The sequence below is a fragment of the Arcticibacter tournemirensis genome (assembly GCF_006716645.1).
In the GTDB taxonomy this organism is placed as follows: domain Bacteria; phylum Bacteroidota; class Bacteroidia; order Sphingobacteriales; family Sphingobacteriaceae; genus Arcticibacter; species Arcticibacter tournemirensis.
This window is the reverse complement of the sequence record NZ_VFPL01000001.1, coordinates 1,649,637-1,671,468: the sequence shown is the minus strand read 5'-3', so window position 1 is coordinate 1,671,468 and position 21,832 is coordinate 1,649,637. Positions and strand designations below refer to the sequence as shown.

Annotated in this window: 18 protein-coding genes; 10 read left to right on the top strand and 8 right to left on the bottom strand. The window is 43.9% G+C overall.

Annotated features, from left to right (window positions below; all coding sequences use genetic code 11):
- Nucleotides 1-5 precede the first annotated feature (5 nt).
- The 7 genes from BDE36_RS07180 (at nt 6) to BDE36_RS07150 (ending at nt 8,261) form a co-directional block, all read left to right on the top strand.
- Nucleotides 6-1,583, top strand: coding sequence for a RagB/SusD family nutrient uptake outer membrane protein (locus BDE36_RS07180; RefSeq protein WP_141814328.1), 1,578 nt, complete (start codon nt 6-8; stop codon nt 1,581-1,583).
- Entirely contained in the window at nt 1,583-2,542 is a 960-nt protein-coding gene (locus BDE36_RS07175) for a glycosyl hydrolase family 18 protein (protein ID WP_141814327.1), read from the top strand. The genes BDE36_RS07180 and BDE36_RS07175 overlap by 1 nt, the downstream gene beginning before the upstream one ends.
- Entirely contained in the window at nt 2,542-4,107 is a 1,566-nt protein-coding gene (locus tag BDE36_RS07170; protein ID WP_235904309.1) for a beta-N-acetylhexosaminidase, read from the top strand. Before BDE36_RS07175 ends, BDE36_RS07170 begins: the two co-directional genes overlap by 1 nt.
- Before the next feature lie 89 nt (nt 4,108-4,196).
- Nucleotides 4,197-5,567, top strand: coding sequence for a sugar MFS transporter (locus tag BDE36_RS07165; protein WP_141814326.1), 1,371 nt, complete (start codon nt 4,197-4,199; stop codon nt 5,565-5,567).
- Nucleotides 5,548-6,738: an N-acetylglucosamine-6-phosphate deacetylase gene (gene nagA / locus BDE36_RS07160; protein WP_141814325.1), complete on the top strand. Its 1,191-nt coding sequence runs from the start codon at nt 5,548-5,550 to the stop codon at nt 6,736-6,738. The genes BDE36_RS07165 and nagA overlap by 20 nt, the downstream gene beginning before the upstream one ends.
- A 2-nt stretch (nt 6,739-6,740) precedes the next feature.
- Nucleotides 6,741-7,502, top strand: a complete 762-nt coding sequence (locus BDE36_RS07155; protein WP_141814324.1) for a glucosamine-6-phosphate deaminase — start codon at nt 6,741-6,743, stop codon at nt 7,500-7,502.
- Nucleotides 7,503-7,604: 102 nt separating this feature from the next.
- A complete protein-coding gene (locus BDE36_RS07150; RefSeq protein WP_141814323.1) occupies nt 7,605-8,261 on the top strand; it encodes an HD domain-containing protein in 657 nt (218 codons plus the stop codon).
- Here BDE36_RS07150 and BDE36_RS07145 read toward each other — a convergent pair.
- Nucleotides 8,256-9,377 (bottom strand): acyltransferase family protein, encoded by a 1,122-nt coding sequence (locus BDE36_RS07145; protein ID WP_141814322.1) that lies wholly within the window; start codon nt 9,375-9,377, stop codon nt 8,256-8,258. The two genes, BDE36_RS07150 and BDE36_RS07145, sit on opposite strands and share 6 nt — an antisense overlap.
- Nucleotides 9,378-9,429: 52 nt before the next feature.
- On the bottom strand, nt 9,430-9,810 hold the full coding sequence (locus BDE36_RS07140) for a winged helix-turn-helix transcriptional regulator (protein ID WP_141814321.1): 381 nt from the start codon (nt 9,808-9,810) through the stop codon (nt 9,430-9,432).
- A 97-nt stretch (nt 9,811-9,907) separates the two neighbouring features.
- On the opposite strand from BDE36_RS07140, the gene BDE36_RS07135 reads away from it, so the two are divergent.
- Entirely contained in the window at nt 9,908-10,279 is a 372-nt protein-coding gene (locus tag BDE36_RS07135; protein WP_141814320.1) for a DoxX family protein, read from the top strand.
- 8 nt (nt 10,280-10,287) lie between these two features.
- The gene (locus tag BDE36_RS07130) at nt 10,288-10,887 is read left to right on the top strand and encodes an FMN-dependent NADH-azoreductase (RefSeq protein WP_141814319.1); all 600 of its coding nucleotides are present in this window, start codon (nt 10,288-10,290) and stop codon (nt 10,885-10,887) included.
- A 48-nt stretch (nt 10,888-10,935) separates the two neighbouring features.
- Here BDE36_RS07130 and BDE36_RS07125 read toward each other — a convergent pair whose 3' ends face one another.
- The 5 genes from BDE36_RS07125 to BDE36_RS07105 all read right to left on the bottom strand — a co-directional run bounded on the left by BDE36_RS07125 (nt 10,936) and on the right by BDE36_RS07105 (nt 19,874).
- Nucleotides 10,936-11,142, bottom strand: a complete 207-nt coding sequence (locus BDE36_RS07125; protein ID WP_141814318.1) for a heavy-metal-associated domain-containing protein — start codon at nt 11,140-11,142, stop codon at nt 10,936-10,938.
- Between the two features lie 103 nt (nt 11,143-11,245).
- Nucleotides 11,246-13,501: a heavy metal translocating P-type ATPase gene (locus BDE36_RS07120; protein ID WP_141814317.1), complete on the bottom strand. Its 2,256-nt coding sequence runs from the start codon at nt 13,499-13,501 to the stop codon at nt 11,246-11,248.
- Between the two features lie 102 nt (nt 13,502-13,603).
- Nucleotides 13,604-15,052 carry a rubredoxin gene (locus BDE36_RS07115; protein WP_235904311.1) on the bottom strand — a complete coding sequence of 483 codons (1,449 nt, stop codon included), beginning with the start codon at nt 15,050-15,052 and terminating at the stop codon, nt 13,604-13,606.
- Nucleotides 15,052-18,564 (bottom strand): nitrate reductase, encoded by a 3,513-nt coding sequence (locus BDE36_RS07110; protein WP_141814316.1) that lies wholly within the window; start codon nt 18,562-18,564, stop codon nt 15,052-15,054. The genes BDE36_RS07115 and BDE36_RS07110 overlap by 1 nt, the downstream gene beginning before the upstream one ends.
- An 11-nt stretch (nt 18,565-18,575) precedes the next feature.
- The gene (locus tag BDE36_RS07105) at nt 18,576-19,874 is read right to left on the bottom strand and encodes an MFS transporter (RefSeq protein WP_141814315.1); all 1,299 of its coding nucleotides are present in this window, start codon (nt 19,872-19,874) and stop codon (nt 18,576-18,578) included.
- 414 nt (nt 19,875-20,288) lie between these two features.
- Here BDE36_RS07105 and BDE36_RS07100 point away from each other — a divergent pair, with 414 nt between their 5' ends.
- Nucleotides 20,289-20,642 (top strand): DUF7009 family protein, encoded by a 354-nt coding sequence (locus tag BDE36_RS07100; protein ID WP_141814314.1) that lies wholly within the window; start codon nt 20,289-20,291, stop codon nt 20,640-20,642.
- A gap of 477 nt (nt 20,643-21,119) precedes the next feature.
- On the opposite strand, the gene BDE36_RS07095 is transcribed toward BDE36_RS07100, so the two are convergent.
- A complete protein-coding gene (locus BDE36_RS07095; RefSeq protein ID WP_141814313.1) occupies nt 21,120-21,716 on the bottom strand; it encodes a TetR/AcrR family transcriptional regulator in 597 nt (198 codons plus the stop codon).
- Between the last annotated feature and the right edge of the window lie 116 nt (nt 21,717-21,832).

The window sequence follows — 21,832 nt, the reverse complement described above, 5'->3', positions numbered from 1 at the left end:
TTCAAATGAAAAAGGTATTTCACCCCCTTATGATAATGACAGTTGCAGTTCTGTGTTTCTGTTCATGCAATAAATTCCTCGAGACAACACCGTCTGATTTTCTTTCACCGGCAAATTACTATGAAACAGAAGAACAATTAAACTTCGCACTTAACGGTGTCTATGATATTCTCGGACAACGGGCGGTATATGGAGATGCCCTGATTAGCCGTATGGGCACGGAGGCCGATGAAGGGTTCTATGCTGTTTCCAGCTTTTCCGGCCCCCAGGTCTATAGTCACTCCACCGCCGATACGTATGTTCTGAATCTATGGCAGTTACTGTATGATGGCATCAACCGCGCCAACGTATTAATTGAAAACGTAAATAAACCGAAGATGGACGAAGGCAAACGAAATGCGATCCGCGGGCAGGCGCTGTTTTTAAGAGCTTACTATCATTTTCTCCTGGTAAGTAACTGGGGAGACATTCCGCTCATGCTGAAAGCAACGAACTCCGCAAATGAAACAAGTATAACCAGAACTTCGCAAAAACAGGTGTATGAAGCAATCTTAAAAGATATGGAAGAAGCCGAGACGCTGGTAGAAACGGCCCAAACGGTTGGTTTCGGCGGTAAAATCAACAAATCGGCGATACGTGGTATTCTGGCAAGAGTTTGCCTCTATATGGCCGGGAACCCTCTTAACGACGTGTCGAAATATAAAGATGCTCTTAAGTGGAGCAAAATGATTATAGACGAAAACTTCCACGCGCTTAATCCTTCATATCAGGATATTTTCATCAATTACGCAGCGGACAAGTATGATATTAAGGAAAGTATTTGGGAGGTAGAATTCTGGGGTAATACAGCGGGCCCTTACCGCGAAGGCGGACGAGTGGGCATTAATACCGGCATAACCAATCCGAGTACAGCTGCTTATACTTATGGCTTTATCCAAACGACTGCCAGGCTTTTTAATTCATATGGATCAGCAAAGGATTTAAGGCGCGACTGGGCAATCGCACCGTTTCGATACCAAAGCCAGGGCACTATCAAAGCCAATTGGAATGCAACCCAGGTATACGAAAGGCACTGTGGTAAATGGCGAAGAGAATATGAAGTGGTATCGCCAAAATCAATGAACGATTCTCCGGAAAATTTCCCGCTTTTAAGATATTCTGATGTGTTACTTATGTTTGCAGAAGCAGAGAACGAAGTAAATGGACCCACCCCGGAAGCCTACGATGCAATAAACGCGGTAAGAAAGAGAGCTTATGGAAAGCTGCTTCCCGGAGCGGTAAATGTAAATGAAGCTAACGTGCCGCCCGGACTTTCGAAAACCGGGTTTGCTGATTATCTTAGAGAGGAGAGATCAAGAGAGCTTTGTTTTGAAGGCTTGCGGAAATATGATTTAATCAGGTGGGGAATTTTAGGAAGTACCCTGAAACAAGTATCAGCTGAAATCAACGCGAATGCTCCCGCTGCTCTTAAGTACGCCGCAAAAGCAGGTACGAACTTCACTGAACCGCGGCATTTGCTTTTACCTATTCCGATATACGAAATGGGTATTAACAAGGCACTTACACAAAACAACGACTGGTAATGAAACTATTAAGGTTATATATCTTACTCCTTTTACTTTCAAACGGACTCGCCTCACCGGCGGCAGGCCAACACATAGACGCAGCGTTTCGGATAGTCGGGTACTATAAAGGGGATCTGGTGAATTATCAGGGTAAGATTAACTTCAGCCAAATCACGCATTTAAATATCGCCTTCATCAATCCGGACGAAAGAGGAATCTTTCATCCGGTTCCCGGCCTGACAGCTCTTGTTTCAAAAGCACATGAACATCATGTAAAGGTCCTGGCCGCGATTGGTGGTGGCAGAGCCCCCGAATACTATTCCTCCTTAATAGCCCAGGAAAAACGCGGCGAATTGATAAAAAACATTGCTGGCATGATGAATAATTATGGCCTCGACGGTATTGACGTGGACCTCGAGGGGAGTCTGATAACCAATGAATATGCAGGATTTATCCTTCAGTTAGCTGACGCGATCAAACCAAGGGGATTACTGACTGCGGCTTTGGCAAGTAACAATGCAGGAAAACTTGATGAAGAAACATTGAGGAACTTTGATTTTATCAATGTCATGTCATATGACAAAACGGGCCCCTGGAAGCCGCTCGAGCCGGGTCAACATGCTCCGTATTCGATGGCGGTCGACGATATTGAATTCTGGGTATCAAAAGGCCTTAGTGGAAGCAAGCTAAACCTCGGCCTCCCCTTTTACGGATACGGATTTAACTCGAGAACAGTCAGCATGTCTTACAGCAAGCTCATCAACAGCTATCCGGGAGCAGAAAAACGGGATGAATTGAAATTAAATGACGGGGGAACGCTTTACTACAACGGTATTCCTTCAATAAAGAGCAAGACAAAGCTTGCGCTGGAAAAAACAGGTGGAATCATGATCTGGCAGATTGCGCAGGATACCACTGGTAAGAAGTCCCTTTTGTTTAATATCCATCAGGTTATAGATAATTATAAAATACCTTAATGATAAAAAACCAAATGTATTCAAGCCGAAGGTTATTTCGGGCTATAGCTATTTCTACCTTTATGCTTTGGTTGTACACAGCAGCATCCGCTCAGGAAACAGCACGCTTTCCGATCCGTGGCTTTCACCTCGATTTGCGGATACAGGTAATGAAGATGCCGGCGCTTAAAGCCTTTGCACTCCGGCTGAGCAAAAATGGAATCAATACATTGATCATGGAATGGGAAGCCACTTATCCATATCAGCTGCATCCCCTTATAGCTAACCGCTTTGCTTATACGAGGGAGGAAATAAAATCTTTTACAGCCTATTGTTCATCAATAGGCCTCGATGTAATCCCTCTGCAACAGAGTTTTGGGCATGTTGAATACATATTGAGAAATTACAGGTATGCAGAGCTCCGCGAAGACCAGAAAGACTATTCCCAGGTAAATCCATTAAAAGTAGAGGAAACTAAAAAGCTTTTTACCGAGCTCTATAAAGACCTTATTTCCACTCATTCATCACCCTACATACACGTCGGCGGGGATGAGACCTACCTTCTGGGGCACTCTGAAGAATCTAAAAAAAAGGTTGAACAAGTTGGGAAAGGCCGGCTGTATGGCGACTATCTTAAGATGCTTTGTGATATTGTAATCAGTTTGGGTAAAAGGCCAGTAGTTTGGGCAGACATAGCCTTAAAATACCCCGAGGCGCTTCCCATCCTGCCGAAGGAAACGATATTTGTGGACTGGAACTATGGCTGGGATTTAAACCGTTTTGGCGACCATGAAAAGCTCACTGAACAGGGCTTTGAAATCTGGGGAGCTCCAGCTATCCGCAGTTCGCCGGATAACTACTACCTGACAGATTGGAAAAAGCATTTCAACAATATCAGGGATTTCATCCCTTCTGCGGCAAAAATCGGATACAAGGGAATGGTTATGACTTCATGGTCGACCTCCGGAATTTATTCTCCTGTTTTTGAATCCGCTTCAGAAATAACACAGCTCTACCCTGTGCGCCATGTTTATCCTATCACCGGATTTAACATTTTGATCGACGCATACTTTGCTGCCCTTAAATCGTCCGTTCCTTTAGAGATAAACACTTTCATCAAAACCTATGGAAGGGAAAAATATGGGCTTTCTACTGAGCAGTCAAAGGCCTTTCTTCATGCGATAACATCAACTGCATATGATATTAACCAGGGCAAAATCAGCCCTACCGGGATTAGTATAAGCGAAGTAGTAGACAGTGCAGAATTTGTCGCAGAAACTTTACATCGTTTAAAGCCTGCGAGGAATAAACAAGAGTTCGATCATTATGTGTTGATGGCTGATATACGGCTTCGCTATCTCCGGTATAAGAAGCTGGAAATGCAGGTAAATAGTAAAAACTTTACAGAAGCAGAGATACCACTGGTGTTGCCACAACTTCGTTCCCTGCGAAAATCGGGATTAGGCAAGCAGTTTATCCGATTGAATAAAAAAACATTCTACAAACAGGAACTACAAGAAGAAAGTGAGTTAATGAATGCCGGCATTGATAACCTTTACTCCCGTCTGGCACGGAAAAGAAAATAGCATGAGACATATTAATCAGGCAAAAGGACTGTCACCCCTAAAGGAAGGCCAGCACTGCGGTAAAGGATCAACACAAAAAAAGATAAGACATGAGTAAAAACATCAAGATCTCTGAAATCGGAAATCTGAATAAAAGGGATAACCTGATCTCTATTATCATTATAGGCATTCTCTTTTTTATCTTCGGGTTTGTCACCTGGATCAATGCTATATTAATCCCTTATTTCAAAATAGCGTGCGAGCTCAGTAATTTCCAGTCATACCTTGTTGCCTTTGCGTTTTACATTTCCTATCTGCTCATGTCTGTTCCCGCGTCATTCTTATTGAAGAAAGCCGGATTTAAGAGTGGCATGATGATAGGGTTCTGGGTAATGGCTGCGGGTGCCTTTATCTTTGTCCCGGCAGCATTAACCCGAACATACGAGCTGTTTCTTACCGGTCTTTTCACTCTTGGAATAGGTCTCGCTATTCTGCAGACTGCGGCCAATCCGTACGTGACTATTCTCGGCCCTAAGGAAAGTGCGGCGAGGCGGTTCAGCATTATGGGGATCTGCAATAAGTTTGCCGGAATAATTGCACCACTTCTGTTTGCGGCTGTGATATTAAGGCAGGCAGACAGCGAGCTTTTTCAGCAGTTGAAGAACATGTCTGGGCAGGCAAAAGATACCGTGTTAGATCAGCTGATTCAACGGGTAATTGTGCCTTATGCTACTGTCGGATGTGTGCTTTTTGCCCTCGGGCTCTTTGTCCGCTTATCGCCCTTACCTGAAATTGATACAGATACGGAAAGCCCGGATCTGGTTAAATCGAACAGTGGTAAAACCAGTGTATTTGATTTTCCGCATCTCATACTTGGCGCCTTCGCCATTTTCCTGCATGTAGGTTCTCAGGTGATCGCTGTCGATACCGTGATCGGTTACGCGCACTCCATGGATATCAACTTAATGGAGGCTAAAATTTTCCCTTCTTATACATTAACGGCAACCATTATCGGCTACATACTTGGGCTCTCATTAATTCCACGATACCTCTCGCAAATTACGGCTTTGCGCTTTTGCACGATCCTAGGCGGGGTATTCACCCTGCTGATCATCTATTCTCACGGTCAGGTATCCATCCTCGGGCACACTGCAGATATCAGTATCTGGTTTGTGATACTGCTTGGTTTCGCTAATTCAATGATCTGGGCTGGAATATGGCCTCTGGCACTCGACAATCTCGGCAGATTCATTAAAATCGGATCTTCCCTTCTGATCATGGGTCTGAGCGGAAACGCAATTTTGCCTCTGGTATACGGATACTTTGCTGATACTACCAGTCTGAGAGAAGCGTATTGGGTATTGCTGCCCTGCTATATCTATCTTACTTTCTATTCTTTTAAAGGTTATAAAATAAAAAGCTGGTCTTTTAAAAATAGCCGTCAAACAAGAACTATTTCGAATGAATTATACCAAAATTAAGATTTTCAACGGGAAGATCATTACACCGGATCGCTTAATCGAGGGTGGATCAATGGTGATTGCAGAAGGCCGGATACTGGAAGTAAGCGAACGGAATATCGATGCGGAAGATGCATTACAGATAGATGCTGCAGGAAAGTATATATCACCCGGCTTTATTGACATACATGTACACGGTGGGGGCGGTCATGACTTCATGGATAATACAACAGATGCTTTTCTTTCGATCGCTAAGACCCATGCACAATATGGTACAACAGCGATGACGCCGACAACTCTTAGCTGCGATAAAAAGGACCTGCTCAAAACACTTGAACTTTATAAAACTGCCGGGGAGCAAAATAAAGAAGGAGCACAGTTCCTTGGTATGCATATTGAAGGTCCGTATTTTTCGATGAAGCAGAAAGGAGCACAGGACGCGAGATATATCCGGGAGCCCGATCCTGAGGAGTATAAAGAAATTATATCACAGAATCCTTTCGTTTCACGGTGGAGCGCTGCGCCCGAGCTAAAAGGAGCTGTTGACTTTGGACGATATTTAAAATCGAAAGGCATACTGGCTGCCATTGCCCATACCGATGCTGTTTATGAAGAAGTATTAGAAGCGTACGAGAGCGGCTATACACACGCTACGCATTTTTATTCCTGTATGTCGGGCGTATCAAGGCGGAATGCGTTCCGGTATGCGGGAGTGATCGAAAGTGCGTACCTCATTGACGATATGTCGGTGGAGATAATTGCCGACGGAATACATCTGCCTCCCCCGTTGCTCAAACTGGTTTACAAGATAAAAGGTGCAGGCAGAACAGCATTGATCACTGATGCTATGCGGGCTGCAGGGATGCCCCCAGGCGAAAGTATCCTCGGAAGCATCAAAGACGGGATGAAAGTTATCGTAGAAGATAATGTAGCTAAACTGCCTGACAGGAGTGTCTTTGCCGGAAGCGTAGCCACTGCCGATCGTCTGGTCCGCAATATGATACGGCTTGCTGACATTCCATTAATCGATGCCGTTACGATGGCCTCCCTTACACCGGCAACTATCATGAAAGTTGACAAACGCAAAGGCTCGCTGACAGCTGGCAAAGATGCCGACGTTGTAATATTTGATGAGAATATTACGATTGATACAACTATCATCAGAGGAAAAATCGTTTATAAAAAGAAATAAAAATGTTTAATACAGAAAAAAGGAATAACCCCGAAGTAAGAGTATTTGAGGACAGGCAATTGATGGGTAAAAATGCGGCATCGGCAGTGAGTGCTAAGATCACAGAACTGCTAAGGACGCAGGATGAAGTAAACATTATTTTTGCCGCTGCTCCTTCTCAAAATGAGGTTCTTGAGGCACTCTGTTTAAGTAAACATACTGATTGGACCCGCATAAATGCCTTTCACATGGACGAATACATTGGCCTCAAAGAAGAGGCACCGCAGGCCTTCGGAAACTTCTTAAAAACAAGATTATTCAGCAAATTACCGTTCAAATCAGTAAATTATTTAAACGGAACCGCAGAAAACATAGAAAAGGAATGCGATCGGTACAGCCGGTTACTGAATGAGTTTCCGGCAGATATTGTATGTATGGGCATTGGCGAGAACGGACATATTGCATTCAATGACCCGCCTGTAGCTAATTTCAGGGATAAACTCGCTGTAAAAGTTGTTGAACTGGATGCTGTTTGCAGACAGCAGCAAGTGAATGACGGCTGCTTTGACGCGCTAGAAAAGGTTCCTATTCGAGCCTTAACATTAACGATTCCGGCATTAATGAAGGCACATTTCATCTATTGCGTAGTTCCAGGGACTTCTAAAGCACGGGCGGTTTATAATACCTTACATCAAAATGTGAACGAAAAATATCCTTCCTCAATATTGAGGAATCATCCCGGCAGCATCTTGTTCCTTGATGAGTTAAGCGCCTCGCTGTTATAAGGTTTTTTTAATTCTAAAAACAAAGAAGCATGCTTATGGCTCACAGCTTAAGTTAGAAATGCGTAATAAACTGCCAACTTTGCGTCATTAAAAAATCTGCAAATGCATCTTGATCTTCTTTTAAAACAAATGTCTTTTATCCATGAGATAGACAAGCTTAAATATATCTTCCGCAAAAGTAAACTCTTCTCGAGCGACCGGCACGAGAACGACTCCGAACATAGTTGGCATTTAGCAATAATGGCCATTGTACTGGCCGAACATGCAAATGAGCCTGTAGACTTGCTAAAGGTGCTTAAGATGCTCCTTATCCATGACATTGTAGAAATAGACGCAGGCGATGTCTTTCTCTTCGATTCGGTTGCCAGGCAGAACAACGCTGTTGCTGAAGCGAGAGCAGCTGAAAGAATATTCGGACTGCTTCCAGAGTCACAAGCTGCAGAACTGATAGCGATATGGGAGGAGTTTGAGGCTGCCGAAACCGCAGAATCGCTCTTTGCCCGCGCCATTGATAACCTTGAACCTTTGCTACAGAACATATCCAATAATGGTGGCACTTGGGAAGAGTTTAGCGTTAGCTATGAAAAGGTAATCGAAAAGAAGATTGTAATTAAATACGGCTCACAGACGCTATGGGACTTTACAGAAAAATTACTTCAGGAAAGCCATAAAAACGGTATCCTCAAGAAAGAAGAGGAGTTACGTAAATGTATGGATTGCATGGGTGGTTATACCCAGGAAGAGCTGGACAACTTATAGAGCGCTAACCTTTTTATCGACTGTTTTTAACAAGAACTTCTTGTTTAACCAGGCGCGGACCGGCTCATCATAAAACTTAAGGCATGCGTACGCCAGAAGGATGGACGACACAAAAGCCACGAGCGCTACAGGATAGCCATCGGATAACGAAATTTTATTATCCTTTACCCAGGCGGTATAAATGTAGATAATGGGGTAGTGAGTAATATAAATTGGGTAGGAAATATCGCCTAAGAACCGGCACAACCGTGATGAGAATTTACCTTTAACCTCGCCACTTGCGCCCATGTATATTATAAGAGGGAAAATTAAAATAATACTCAAAGAATCGTAAAGGCCATTCATCCAAAGGCGTTCGCTCCCTCCGACTCTGGGAATAGCAAGCACGATAAGTACCAGTAAAGAACACCACATAAAGGCGTTTTTCACACGAGTAATCTTTGCTGTTCTGCAAAGAAGTAAACCAGCAAAGAAGGGGAACATCATACGTGTAAACCCAATGCGTAGCTGCTCTGGTTCAAGCGACCAGCCGCCGATGACGTCGCCGGCCGGACTTGTTACCGCCATATGTACAAGTGCCGCGCCCGACAACAGAACTAATACAGACAAGGCCGTTTTTGAGAATTTCCTGACGCCAAGGGCATAAAGAATATTACCTATGTACTCGAAGAACAATGACCACCCCGGCCCGTTCAGCGGATAGGTTTCGTTCCAGCCCCGCAGGTCCATAGATGGAGGCACAGGGATCATTACGAAACCGAGCAGCATAATAAAGAGCATTCGCCACACCGACACCTGACTTATTATCGAAAAATACTCCGACTCCTGAAAGTAAAACAGCAGAGCCCCGATAATCATTCCCATTACAACCATAGGCTGAAGCCTTACAAGACGACGTTTAAAAAAATCGCCTACCGACATCCTTCCCCAGCGGTCGTCATAGGCGTATCCAATAACAAAGCCTGAGAGTAAGAAGAAAAAATCAACTGCAAGATAACCGTGATTTATAATCTGGTCTAAATGACTTGTTGCATGGGTTTCGAATAGGTGAAAGGCAACTACAGTTAATGCTGCGACACCGCGCAGGCCATCAAGGATCGGATAATGAGGTTTCATGAATAAGTTTAGCCCCAAAGGTAGAATTAATATATAATTCCGCCAGTACTGTCTAGCTTTTTGTTACACGCATACTTTGTTTTACCTTTTCGCGATGCGATGCTCCCCAGGTTCTCAATTCTTCTAATACGCTCTTCAGGGTACCACTATAGTCGGTTGCTTCGTAAATCACTGTAACAGGGGTAGTAGGGTATACACTTCTTATCACAAAGCCATTCAATTCCAAGTCCTTAAGTTCCTTAGCGAGAATCTTCGGGGTGATGCCATCCAAAACCTTTTGTATTTCATTGAATCGTTTAGGTCCTTCTCGGAGCGTAAAGATTAATGGCAGCTTCCATTTACCATTCAGCACATACAGCGCATCAAGTATATGCCCAACGCTCGACTTACACTCCTCCTTCGTGATAACCATTTCATTCACAACTGTTTCCATAACTCCAAAGCTACGCACTTTCCCCGAGGATACCACTATCCTTTAGGAAAGTAGTATCTTTTTAATAGTTAGAGGCTGTAGTTTTGAAGAAAAAAAGATGAAGACGAATAAAATAACTTATTGGGTGGTCACAATCCTTGTGAGCGTGATGATGATCAATTCAGCAGTCATGTATCTAACGAAACCTGAAATCAAACAGGCTTTTGTTCACCTCGGCTTTCCCTCCTACTTCCGTGTAGAATTGGCAGCATTGAAGGTTATCGGAGCGATTGTTTTGCTGGTACCGCTTCCCCGTAGTGTTAAAGAATGGGCTTATTCAGGTTTTGCCATTACTTTCGTGTCTGCTTTTGTTGCTCACAGTGCGTCGGGCGATCCGGCAAGTGCGCGCATCATGCCCATCATCTTCCTCGTTCTCCTGGTCGTATCATACATTACTTATCACCGAAACTTAAAATTCGACAATAAATAAATCAAGCTATGAAAAAAGTACTTCATATCATGTCGAGCGTGAGGCAGGATGCCTCCTTTAGCATTCAATTAGGCCATGCGATCATCGACAAACTGGAAGCTCAATACGGCGAGATCAGCGTTACTGAGCTTGACCTGAACAAGACGCCTCTTCCCTATCTGGATGCCCGGCATATCCAGGCTTTCTACACTCCCGTGGAGCACCTGACCAGCGAGGATAGAAATGCACTTCATCATTCTGATAAAGCCATAGAGGATTTAATGGCAGCGGATATCATCGTTATCGGAGCGCCACTTTACAATTTCGGGATCCACTCGTCCCTCAAATCATGGATAGATCACATTTGCAGGGCAGGAATCACTTTCAGGTATACAGAACAGGGACCGGAAGGACTGGTTAAAGGTAAAAAAGTGTATATCGCGATGACTGCGGGTGGTGTTTATTCATCAGGCCCCTACCAGGCTTATGACTTTGTAAGTCCTTATCTGAAAGCCGTATTAGGCTTCCTTGGGATGACGGATGTTTCTCTGGTCTCGGCTGAAGGAGTTAAAATGCCGGGCGTCGCAGAACATGCCCTGGAAAAAGCGATAGATAGTATTGCGATTTAGATACCAACGTAAAAGGCCCCGGAAAACGAGGCCTTTTACGTTGTAAACTTAAATCTTAGAGGCCTCGTAGCCTGTTCCATTCAGGGCTGTAACCAGCTCACTTTCGGAAACGTCGCCTTCTACTGTAAGGGTCCGTTCAGGATCAAGTAAATCTACTTTCCAGTTACCAGCGCCAGCCACTTCATCTAATGCAGGTGTCACTTTTTCTACACAGTTAGTACACTTAATATTTGTTTTGAACTTTAGTGTTTCCATAATATCTATTTTAAAATCTATACAAATTTACGGCTGATCTCCAGTGTTCCTTTTACATAATCCCTGTCAATATTTATACAATTTCCAATATTTGACAAGTGGGTTATAACTTAACGGACTTTAGTCTTAAGCTATTGCTTACTACTGATACAGAACTCAATGCCATTGCAGCACCAGCAATCATAGGATTCAGAAGAAAGCCATTGAACGAATAAAGAACACCGGCAGCCAGCGGAATACCTATCACATTATAAATAAATGCCCAGAACAGGTTCTGCTTAATCGTCTGAACCGTCTTTTTCGATAACCTGATTGCCTTGGGTATCGACTGCAGGTCTGAAGTAATCAGCGTGATCTTCGCAACATCCATGGCAATATCAGATCCTTTTCCCATCGCGATGCTCACATCTGCCTGCGCCAGCGCATGCGAATCATTAATACCATCGCCAACCATCGCAACTACTTTCCCGGCCGACTGCAGCTCTTTGATAAAATCAGCTTTCTCTGAAGGCAATACTTCTGCTTTGAACCGCGTTAAGCCTATTTCTTTTGCTACTGCTGCAGCGGTTTGACTATTGTCGCCGGTTAGCATATAAACAGAGATGCCCATAGACTGAAGATCCCTTATAGCAGCCGTTGATGATGCTTTTACCTTGTCGGCGATTGCGATTACAGAGAGCACCTTTTCTTCATCTGCAAAATAGATTACTGTATTAGCCTTTTGCTGAAGTTCCTTAGCTTTTTCGACCATTGACGGAGAAATAATCACCTCATTTTCGTCTATCAGCTTCCGGTTGCCGGCGTAATAGGTTTTCCCGTCATATAATCCTTTCACTCCCCTTGCGGTAAGGCTTTCGAAAGAAGAGAGGGACGCACCCTGAATACCCTCAGCTTTCAAATTGTTGACAACTGCTTCTGCCAATGGATGTTCAGATTGTATCTCCAGGCTATACAGCACTTTCTTATAATCTTCATTGTTGCCAGCTTCAGCATCCCAGATCATCTGATTAACAACTGGCTTACCTTCGGTGACGGTACCGGTTTTATCGAGTATAATCGCGTTTATTTTATGCCCCAGCTCCAGACTTTCGGCATCCTTTATCAGTATGTTATTCTCTGCGCCCTTCCCTACGCCCACCATAATTGCTGTAGGAGTTGCTAAACCCAGTGCACATGGACAGGCGATAACCAAAACCGTTACGGAAGTAAGTAAAGCATGGGTGAAGGCATTATCGCCTCCAAGCAGCATCCACATAATAAAGGTAAGGACCGCAATACCCATTACAGAAGGAACGAAAATCCCGGCTATTTTATCTACGAGCTTTTGTACGGGAGCCTTACTTCCCTGCGCCTCCTGTACCATTTTTATAATATGGGCCAAGAGCGTATCGCTGCCTACCTTTTCGGCAAGGAACTGAAAGCTTCCTTTCTGATTTACCGTTCCCGCGAAAACCTTATCTTCCTTCTGCTTTAGTACAGGAACCGGCTCGCCCGTTATCATACTTTCATCCACATACGAAGAACCGGATGTCACCACACCATCAACCGGAACTTTTTCACCCGGTCGTAGAATAATGATATTTCCTTTCGCCACTGAAGCCACCGGAATTTCCTGCTCGCTTCCATTAATGAGTACACGCACTGTCTTCGGCTGTAAGCCCATCAGCTTTTTAATTGCCGACGAGGTATTTGACTTTGCTTTTTCTTCAAGGAGCTTTCCCAGAGATATAAAGGCAATGATAACAGAAGCCGCCTCATAATAGACATGGGGGTGTAAACCCCGGCGGTGCCAGAACTCCGGATAGATCGTATTGAACGCGCTGAACAGAAAAGCTATACCCGTGCTCAGAGCAACTAAAGTATCCATATTGGCCTTACCGTAACTGGCCTGCTTCCAGGCATTAATGAAAAAGCTGCGGCCAAACCAAAAAAGAACAGGGGCTGTAAGGATCATCGATATCCACGTTCCGTAGGGCATATCCATAAAGAACATACCTATTATAAATACAGGAAATGCAAGCACAGAAGCCCAGATCGTTCTTTGCTTTACAGCATTATAGTTTTTAAGCTGCAGTTCTTCCTGAACTTCGGAAGGATTGTCAACGTCTACTATTAAGTCGTATCCTATGGCCCGGATAGATTTTTGAAGGTCCGATGGGCTGGTTCTTTTTTCATCATATTGGGCCCAGGCGGTTTGATTGGCAAAGTTAACCCCGGCATCAATTACGCCCTCTGCCGATTTGAGCATCGACTCTACACTCATCGCACAACCTGCACAGGTCATCCCTGTCACCGGAAATGTCTTTTTTGCAACTTGCGCTGCCTGGGTTTTATCTTGAGGTATTGAAGTTACTGACATAGCATTTAATATTATATTACAAAAATACTATGTACTCCACGGGGGAGCTTTACACTATTACAGGAAAGAATTATATAATTTCCTGTAATAGCTAATCATTCATCAGAGTACAGCCCATTCTTTCGCTATAAAATCTTCTTTTTTTGAGCCACACACGAAGCAGGAGTACTCCGGCAGCGTTGCAAAAGAGGTACCCGGCAGAATACCACTCATCTCTTCGCCATAGGCTTCATCGTAAATACTCAGGCAATGAATACATTGGTGAACAATTTTCATTTTTTGCCCGGTGGTAACTTCGTTGTCGGAAAAAGAATTGCCACCGATGCTCAGGTCTCTGTCACTATACGACTGATAGTATAATTGGACAAGAGCCATAAGATGTACCTGCAATTCATTTTCGGAAAGCCTGCTTTTATAACATAGAAAGTCTTTAGAGTTTGGATTAAAATCGCGGGTATGAAGAATGTCCCAGCCATGTTCCTGCTTCCTTAAAATAATTGATCCAAATAAGCCAGTGCGCGGCTGAGTTTTTATGGCAAAGCAAAGCCTGTAGGTACGAAGATCTGCGTCTTCAAATTCACGCACAAGGTATTTTTTCAGGCTTAACCCTTCGGCACACTGATCTTCTACCTGCCAGTTTAGTTCATTGGCGGCATGTCTTACACTTAGCCGGTATTTATTTAGCAGGTTTTCCCATCTTCTACGATCCCCATGATCAATATTCTTTATCAGTAAAGATTTCCATGGAGTGGTATACAACTGCCCAATACGTGTTTGAAGACAAAGCGCACATATGTCCTTTAAAAAGTCAAGCGGAAAAAGTTCGCTTCGTCTATAAACCCCCAGCCAATATTTATTGTCGCTGTACCTGTTAAAACCCTCATAATAAGGAAGGAAAAAACCAGGTAATGTAAGAAGTTCGGTTACAGGCTGCATAAAGTTCAGCAAAGGCTTTAAAAGGCTGAAGAATGCACTGTCATCCACCGACTCCCGATCATAAAACTCATTTTTATTAGCATAAATAACCTCTTCTATTATTTGGCTCACCTGTGGTATATCGTCCGAATAAATTAAGAAGGGGCAGCAACATAGCTGGCTGGTTTTTGGAAACCTGATATATAAATTCCAATGGTTATTTAAATCGCTTGAAATAAAATTCAGATTGCCTGTAAAGAAGGGAATGAATGTTTGTGTACTGTCGACCAGGTTAATCTTTAAGCGCGGTTTATGAGTAAACTGGTCGAAAATATCCTTATATACCCCCTCCTTCAACCAACTCCCGGTATTAAAAATCGCATCAGAGACGTACGAACTCACGATATTCGGATACTCGTTCGCATCAAGTTCATAGACCACATTGGCAGCTAACATAAGGTATTCCAAATCCTCAGCATATGCTTTATCCATGTTAAAATACAGCTGCTGCCGGGTTCCGAAGCAAACTGCATCCACCCCAACTTTTTCGGCGATGACCAATAACTCAAAAAGATCGCCGGGCGATACTACACCGCCGCATAGATTTACTTTTACAGTATATTGAGCTTCGTTCATCAGCTATGCAATACGTCGTTTAAACTCTCTTCCAGCAGACGTTTTATTTCAGGCCGGCACGATCCGCAACCTGTACCTGCTCCGGTCGCAGAGCATATGTCTTTTAGCTGCACGCAGCCTTCTGCTATTTTCTGTTGAATATTACCTGCTCCCACATTATTGCAGCTACATACTAACTTTCCCGATACCGGATCGGCCTTATTACCGCTCCGCAGCAGTTGCAGTCGTTTATCGCTCAGTTCCGTCTTGTTGGCTATCAATTCCCGAAATTCGTTAAATTCGCTTTTATCGCCTATCAGAATGGCTCCCATCAGACGATCGTCTTTGATGATACATTTTTTATAATAGCGCTTCGCCTTATCGATAAAGACAACTTCTTCATAACTATCATCCGGGCATTCGGACAAGCCGATACTGCAAAGGTCAAACCCTTGTATTTTAATGATATTCATGAACAGACTCCCTTTGTAATAGCTCGCGATGTCGCCATTCATATAACGGGCTACCACTTCAGCCTGTTGCTCGGCCGCAGCGGTAATACCGTAAAGGACTCCTTCAAATTCAGCGATCTCGCCAATGGCATAAATGCAAGGATCGCTGGTTTCCAGGCGCTCGTTTACCACTACTCCTCTCTTGCAATCAAGACCACATTCCTTTGCCAGTTCAATGTTAGGGGTGGTACCAATAGCTAATAGCAGTGCGTCGCAATTTATTTTGCGACCGCTTTTAAGGCCCACACCTGTAAGTTTGTTACGACCATAGAAAAGTTGTACTTCGTCGTCGTAATAAATATCGCAGCCCAGATCAACCATTTCCTCGTGAAGCAGCTGGCTTCCCAGTTTATCCAGCTGACGATTAAGAAAACGCGATACCCGCTGAACGATGGTCACCCTAACGCCTGTTTCACGTAACGAAGCGGCCATCTCGAGGCCGAGCAAACCGCCACCTACGATCAGCACATGACCATTCCGTGGTACATATTTTTTAAAACTATCGGCATCATTGCGACTCCGCATCGTAAATATTCCCGGTAAAGCCGGCACGTTTTTGGGTACCGCAGCACGACTTCCTGTAGCCATCACTAAAACATCGTAACTTGTTTTATGACCGCGTGAATCGATAACATACTTTTCTTCCCGGTTCACCTGCTCCACACTCAGCCCCCGTAAAAGCTGAATATTGTAGCCGGGCTCTTCAGAATCCGTCATTTTTATTAATTGCTCCCAGCTCTGCTCGCCGCTGATATAGTCGGGCAGCATTACACGATTGTAAAAAGGATGGTTCTCTTTGCTGAAGATGATAACCTCGTCTTCCCTGTTTAGCTCACGGTACGACTTCACAAAGCCATAGGCCCCGGCCCCGGCGCCAATGACAACAATGCGCTGAACAGGCTTCTGAAACTTCGTTACACGGACCGCACAATATTTAAAATCCGGCTCTTTCGACACCGGGTCCACTGCATCATTCGTGACATTATTGGCCCTGTTAAGGTCGTTTCCAAGGATCTTCCCCCAATGCATCGGCAAAAAAACAACACCAGGCTTTATTTCAACAGATAACTTTGCCTTTACCTGCACCTCCCCTCTTCTTGATGTAATGACAGCTATATCGCCCTCCACCAAACCAATATCCTGCGCATCGAGGGGGTGTATCTCTATAAAGGCCTGCTTAAAGTGCTGGTTTAGTTTGTTAACTTTGCCCGTTTTACTCATTGTATGCCATTGATCGCGGATACGACCAGTAGTCAGGATCAGCGGAAAATCTTCAGTTGGCTTCTCACCGTTGAATTCGTCGGGAACAGCATGTATGATAGCCCTCTTTGAAGCAGTGTAAAACATCTTATCTGTAAAAAGACGACGGCTGTCCTTTATATAGCGTTTCTTTTGGTATGGCCATTGTACAGATCCTTTTTCCTTCAGTATCTCATAATTCAACCCGCTGACATCAATATTGGTCTTAGCGGTCAGTTTAACGTGTTCGCCATAGATAGCGGCGGCATCCCTGTAATCAAACCCCTTGTAACCCATCTTTTGAGCAAAGCGGCATATTATTTCTGCGTCGGGCAACGCCTCTCCGGGTGCATCAACTATCTTATTTAAATAACTTATGCGCCGTTCAGAATTGGTCATAGTACCCTCCTTCTCCGCCCAGGCTGCAGCAGGTAAAATGACATCGGCATATTTTAATGTTTCCGGCTTATTGCTGATGTCCTGGACAACTACATACTTTGCCTTCTTTAGCGCCTCCTCAGCCAGCCGTACGTTTGGCAAACTGGTAAGGGGATTGGTACAAACAATCCAGATGGCCTTTAGACGTCCATCATTCAATGCTTCAAACATTTCTGTTGCTGTTAGCCCCGCCTTCGGATTTATGGCCGTGCCGCCCCAAAACCTTTGGACTTCCTCACGATGGAGCGGATTACTCAAATCGCGGTGTGCAGGCAGCAGGTTCGCCAGTCCCCCCACTTCGCGGCCGCCCATCGCATTTGGCTGACCGGTTAATGAAAAGGGGCCGGATCCCGGTTTACCTATATGTCCCGTGACGAGATTTAAATTAATAAGGCTAAGATTTTTATTAACTCCGGCGACACTCTGATTCAGTCCCATGGTCCACATAGTAATGAAGCCCTTCGCCCCGCCTATGTATTGTGCCGCCAGCCTGATATCACTTTCCCTGAGACCACAAATGGCTGCTGACTCAGCCAGCGTTCTTTTAAAAACCGTCGTACTATATTGTTCAAAGCCTTCGGCATGGTTATGTACGAAATCAAGATCAATATCGCCATTCTCTATCAACACGCGGCCAATCGCATGATTCAACGTAACATCAGTACCCGGATTAAGCTGAAGATGCAAGTCGGCGATGGCACAGGTATCGGTAACCCTCGGGTCGACTACAATGATTTTCACATCGGGATTCGCAGCTTTATGAGTCTCCACCCTCCGCCATAATATGGGGTGACACCATGCCGGATTTGCTCCGGTTACATAAAACACGTCAGCCAGCTCTATGTCGTCATAACAAACAGGAACACAGTCTTCGCCCAAAGCCATCTTGTATCCAACGACAGCGCTACTCATGCACAGGCGTGAGTTCGTATCCATATTATTACTGCCGATAAACCCTTTTATCAGCTTGTTCATAACATAATACTCCTCTGTTAAGCATTGACCCGAAGCATAAATGGCAACCGAATCGGGGCCATATTTATCAATGAAAGTCCTGAAGACTGCTGCGGTGCGGTCGAGCGCTTCGTCCCAGCTAACACGCAGCATAGGCGTGTTCTTGTTATAGCGCATTTGCGGATACAAAAGCCGGTCGCTTTTGTCATTCACAGTATAATGCAGATTGAGTCCTTTGCTACACAGCATCCCTTTATTAACCGGGTAATCTTTATTACCCTCAACCGTAATAGAACCGTTCTTCTCTTTATTCACAAGCACGCCGCAGCCAACCCCGCAGTAACAGCAGGTAGATGCAACACGCTTATCCGTATGATTCCTTGAGGGCATGTGATTCGATTTTAAGCAACAGGACTAAGCAAGGGGCCATCAATTTCGGTTTCTGCTGCGACTTTCTGTTTTTGAAAACGGGTGATGAGTACAATTATCGATGTTGCTATCGCCATATAACCGATGTAAGTAAAGGCCTCGGCATACGTAATATTCTCCGACTTAAACAGCATTCCGAAAAACATACCGCCAAGGTTACCACCTGCACCAACAATGCCGCTCACAAGACCTACATTCTTAGTATTTACAAAAGGCACAATACCGTATGTTGCGCCATTAGACATTTTCAGAAACAGGGCGAACGTAAGCATCGATACGATCGCAACGGTGAGCGATGCTGCCTGTGCAAAGAAAATAATTCCCAATCCCTCCAGAAACAGAACGCCGGCAAGTAACAATCCCTTACCCCGCATACCGAACTTAGCGCCAACTTTATCAGACATGATTCCTCCAAGCGCCCGGGCAAAAACGTTCATGAATCCGAATACACCCGCCCACAAACCAGCGCTGCTTTGCGACAAACCAAAAGAATCAACAAAGTGCAGCGAAGCAATATTATCAAAAGTGATCTCCATACCAAAACACATAGCATAAGCGGCTGTTAAGGCCCATACACGCCAGTCGGCCAATACGCGCCAATCTGTTTTTGTACTTTTACTCTTAGCATGACCTGTCTCGTCATAATTCCCGTTAGGAGTATCCTTAGTATATTTATGATATAGGTACGCTACTATGAGCATCATGGTGCCCGGTACGATCATGGCCAAACGCCAGGCCTCTGCACTGGTATAACCAAAACCCACAATGGCGGCGAATATCACGGGCATCACCATATTGGTTACACCACCGCCAAGATTGCCCCAGCCACCGGTTATAGCGTTTGCAGTACCCTTTATGCGGGGGGCAAACATCATGGATGTATGAAACTGCGTAACAACAAAAGATGCTCCTATTACGCCTATGGCGAGTCTAAATAGTAAGAAAGTGGTATAATCATGCGCCAGTCCCACCAAAAACACAGGGAGCGAACCAAATACAAGCAGTCGCACCGCCGTTTTACGTGGCCCCCAGGTATCGCATAACTTACCAATAATCAAACGGGCTATGATAGTTGCAGTAACCGATGCGATTATAATGTTACCTACTTGCGATTTACTTAGCCCCAGTTCCAACCGGATAGTGGGCATTAGCGGCGCCAAACCAAACCAGCCAAAAAAACAGACGAAGAACATGAGCCAGGTGATGTGAAAAGTTCGCATCTGAACACCTTTAATCGAAAAAAGAGTAATTTTTAAGAGCTGGTTTTTCATTTCAATTATTATTTATAACAAATCGTGAGTTTTATGTAACTTCTTCATCATCCAAAGCCGAACAAAACGACAGTATTTATTCTTTTATAAATATTTTATTCAATTTTCACCAAAAAAAAGCCATCATTAACAATTTCAATAGATAAAATCATCATAAAACAGAAAACAAACGCACCATACACAACAATTATAGCAATTTATTTATATATATATCATATAATTTTTAAACAAACATCCACAATATCCATCATTTACATGATATTTGTCATATAAAACCAAAATATGTAAAATAAAAAGCCAAAAAAAACAGAATAAAACATACAAAAACTTAAAAACATCAATTTATCAACCATCCAAAAAAGGAAATTGAAACAAACCCGGCAAAAAACAGTAAAACATACAAAGGAATAGATCATGAAGCTACGGATTAAAGGCAACTCACTGCGCTACAGACTTACCAGATCGGAAGTCAAACGCTTTTGCGACTCAGGCTACTTCGAAGAAATCATCCGTTTTGGAAATACCGAATTGATATATGCCTTGAAAAAGACCTTCGCACACAAATTATCAGCATCATTCAACGACAATAAAATCACAGTCTTCATGCCCACCGTGATGGCCGATGAGTGGGCCAACACAGCACGGGTGGGTTTCGAAAGCAACGAGGGGGAAGTTTACCTGCTGGTGGAGAAAGATTTTGTCTGCCTGGATACTGTCAATGAAGACCAAAGCGACAACTACCCTAATCCTCTACTGAGTAAGGAATAAACGACGGAGCGCGTTGTCCGCGAAACCTATAGGGCTATTGCTGAGCCGTAAACAGAAGAAAAAGCCAATTCTTAGTTGAAGAGGGAAGTAGATGCAGGGTGATTCTGGAGAGGAAAAGGAAGGACAAGGATCTAATGAACCCCTGACCAATCCCTGACCGGTGCCGCATAATATCAGGATAATCTCAGCATCTCGTCAGCATCATGTCAGACTCTCGTCAGACTTTAGTCTGACATGATGCTGACATGATGCTAATGAGATGCTGACGAGATCAGGTTTTGGTCAGGCATTTATCAGGCATTCATAAGGAATTAGGGTGAGCTGTATCAGGTTTTCGTATAATTTTCAGCTATCTGACACATAACACAATTGAGCATTGACGTTCCACAGCGCCAGGATATGCATAAGCTTTCTAGTACAAATGGGGGAATGTATTGGAGAGAAATACGATCAGGAGATCCGGAATTTACAAAACGATTACGCCTTAAGCAAGGCGTACAAATTTTTCCACACCTCTTCAATGTCCTTTATTACATCGCCTGCCTGACCGGACATCATCCAGCGAAGAACAGCTCCATCGCTGGAATTAATAAAAAGGCGGGCAAGTTGCCTATCGGAAATATCACTTTTTATTTCTCCGACAGCTCTTGCGGCCTTTATAATATCGATCCAGGCATTCATCTCGTCTTTGTGGTATGCGTGAACCTTATCCTTAAAATCGGGAATGATGCGCAAAGCTTCGAAAATGAGAAGGTAATGATTACCCTTATCTGTACCTTCCGGAGCGACAAAAGACAATTTGGCCTGATTCTTTTTAAGAACTTTAAAATAATCATTGATGAACCGGCGAAGGCTTACCTGCGACAGCTCACCAAAATCAACAGATGCAAAGATTGAAAGATAACAGTCGATAATTGCTTCGAAAATATGTTCTTTGCTTTGAAAATAATGATAAAAGGCCCCTTTGGAGAAACCTGTTTTTTGCATCAGTTCTTTAAAGGTAACCGCCTTGTAACTCTTCTGAAGGAAAAGCTGGTAAGCTGTTTTTAAAATATACTGCCTTGAATCTTCCATCGGCCAAACAGGTGGTTAACAAATATAAAGATTATTTACCGCAGCAAAAAACCATCCCCCGTTTGCCCAGGCATGACAAACAGAGGATGGTTAAAATGATCTTTATATTAAGAGAT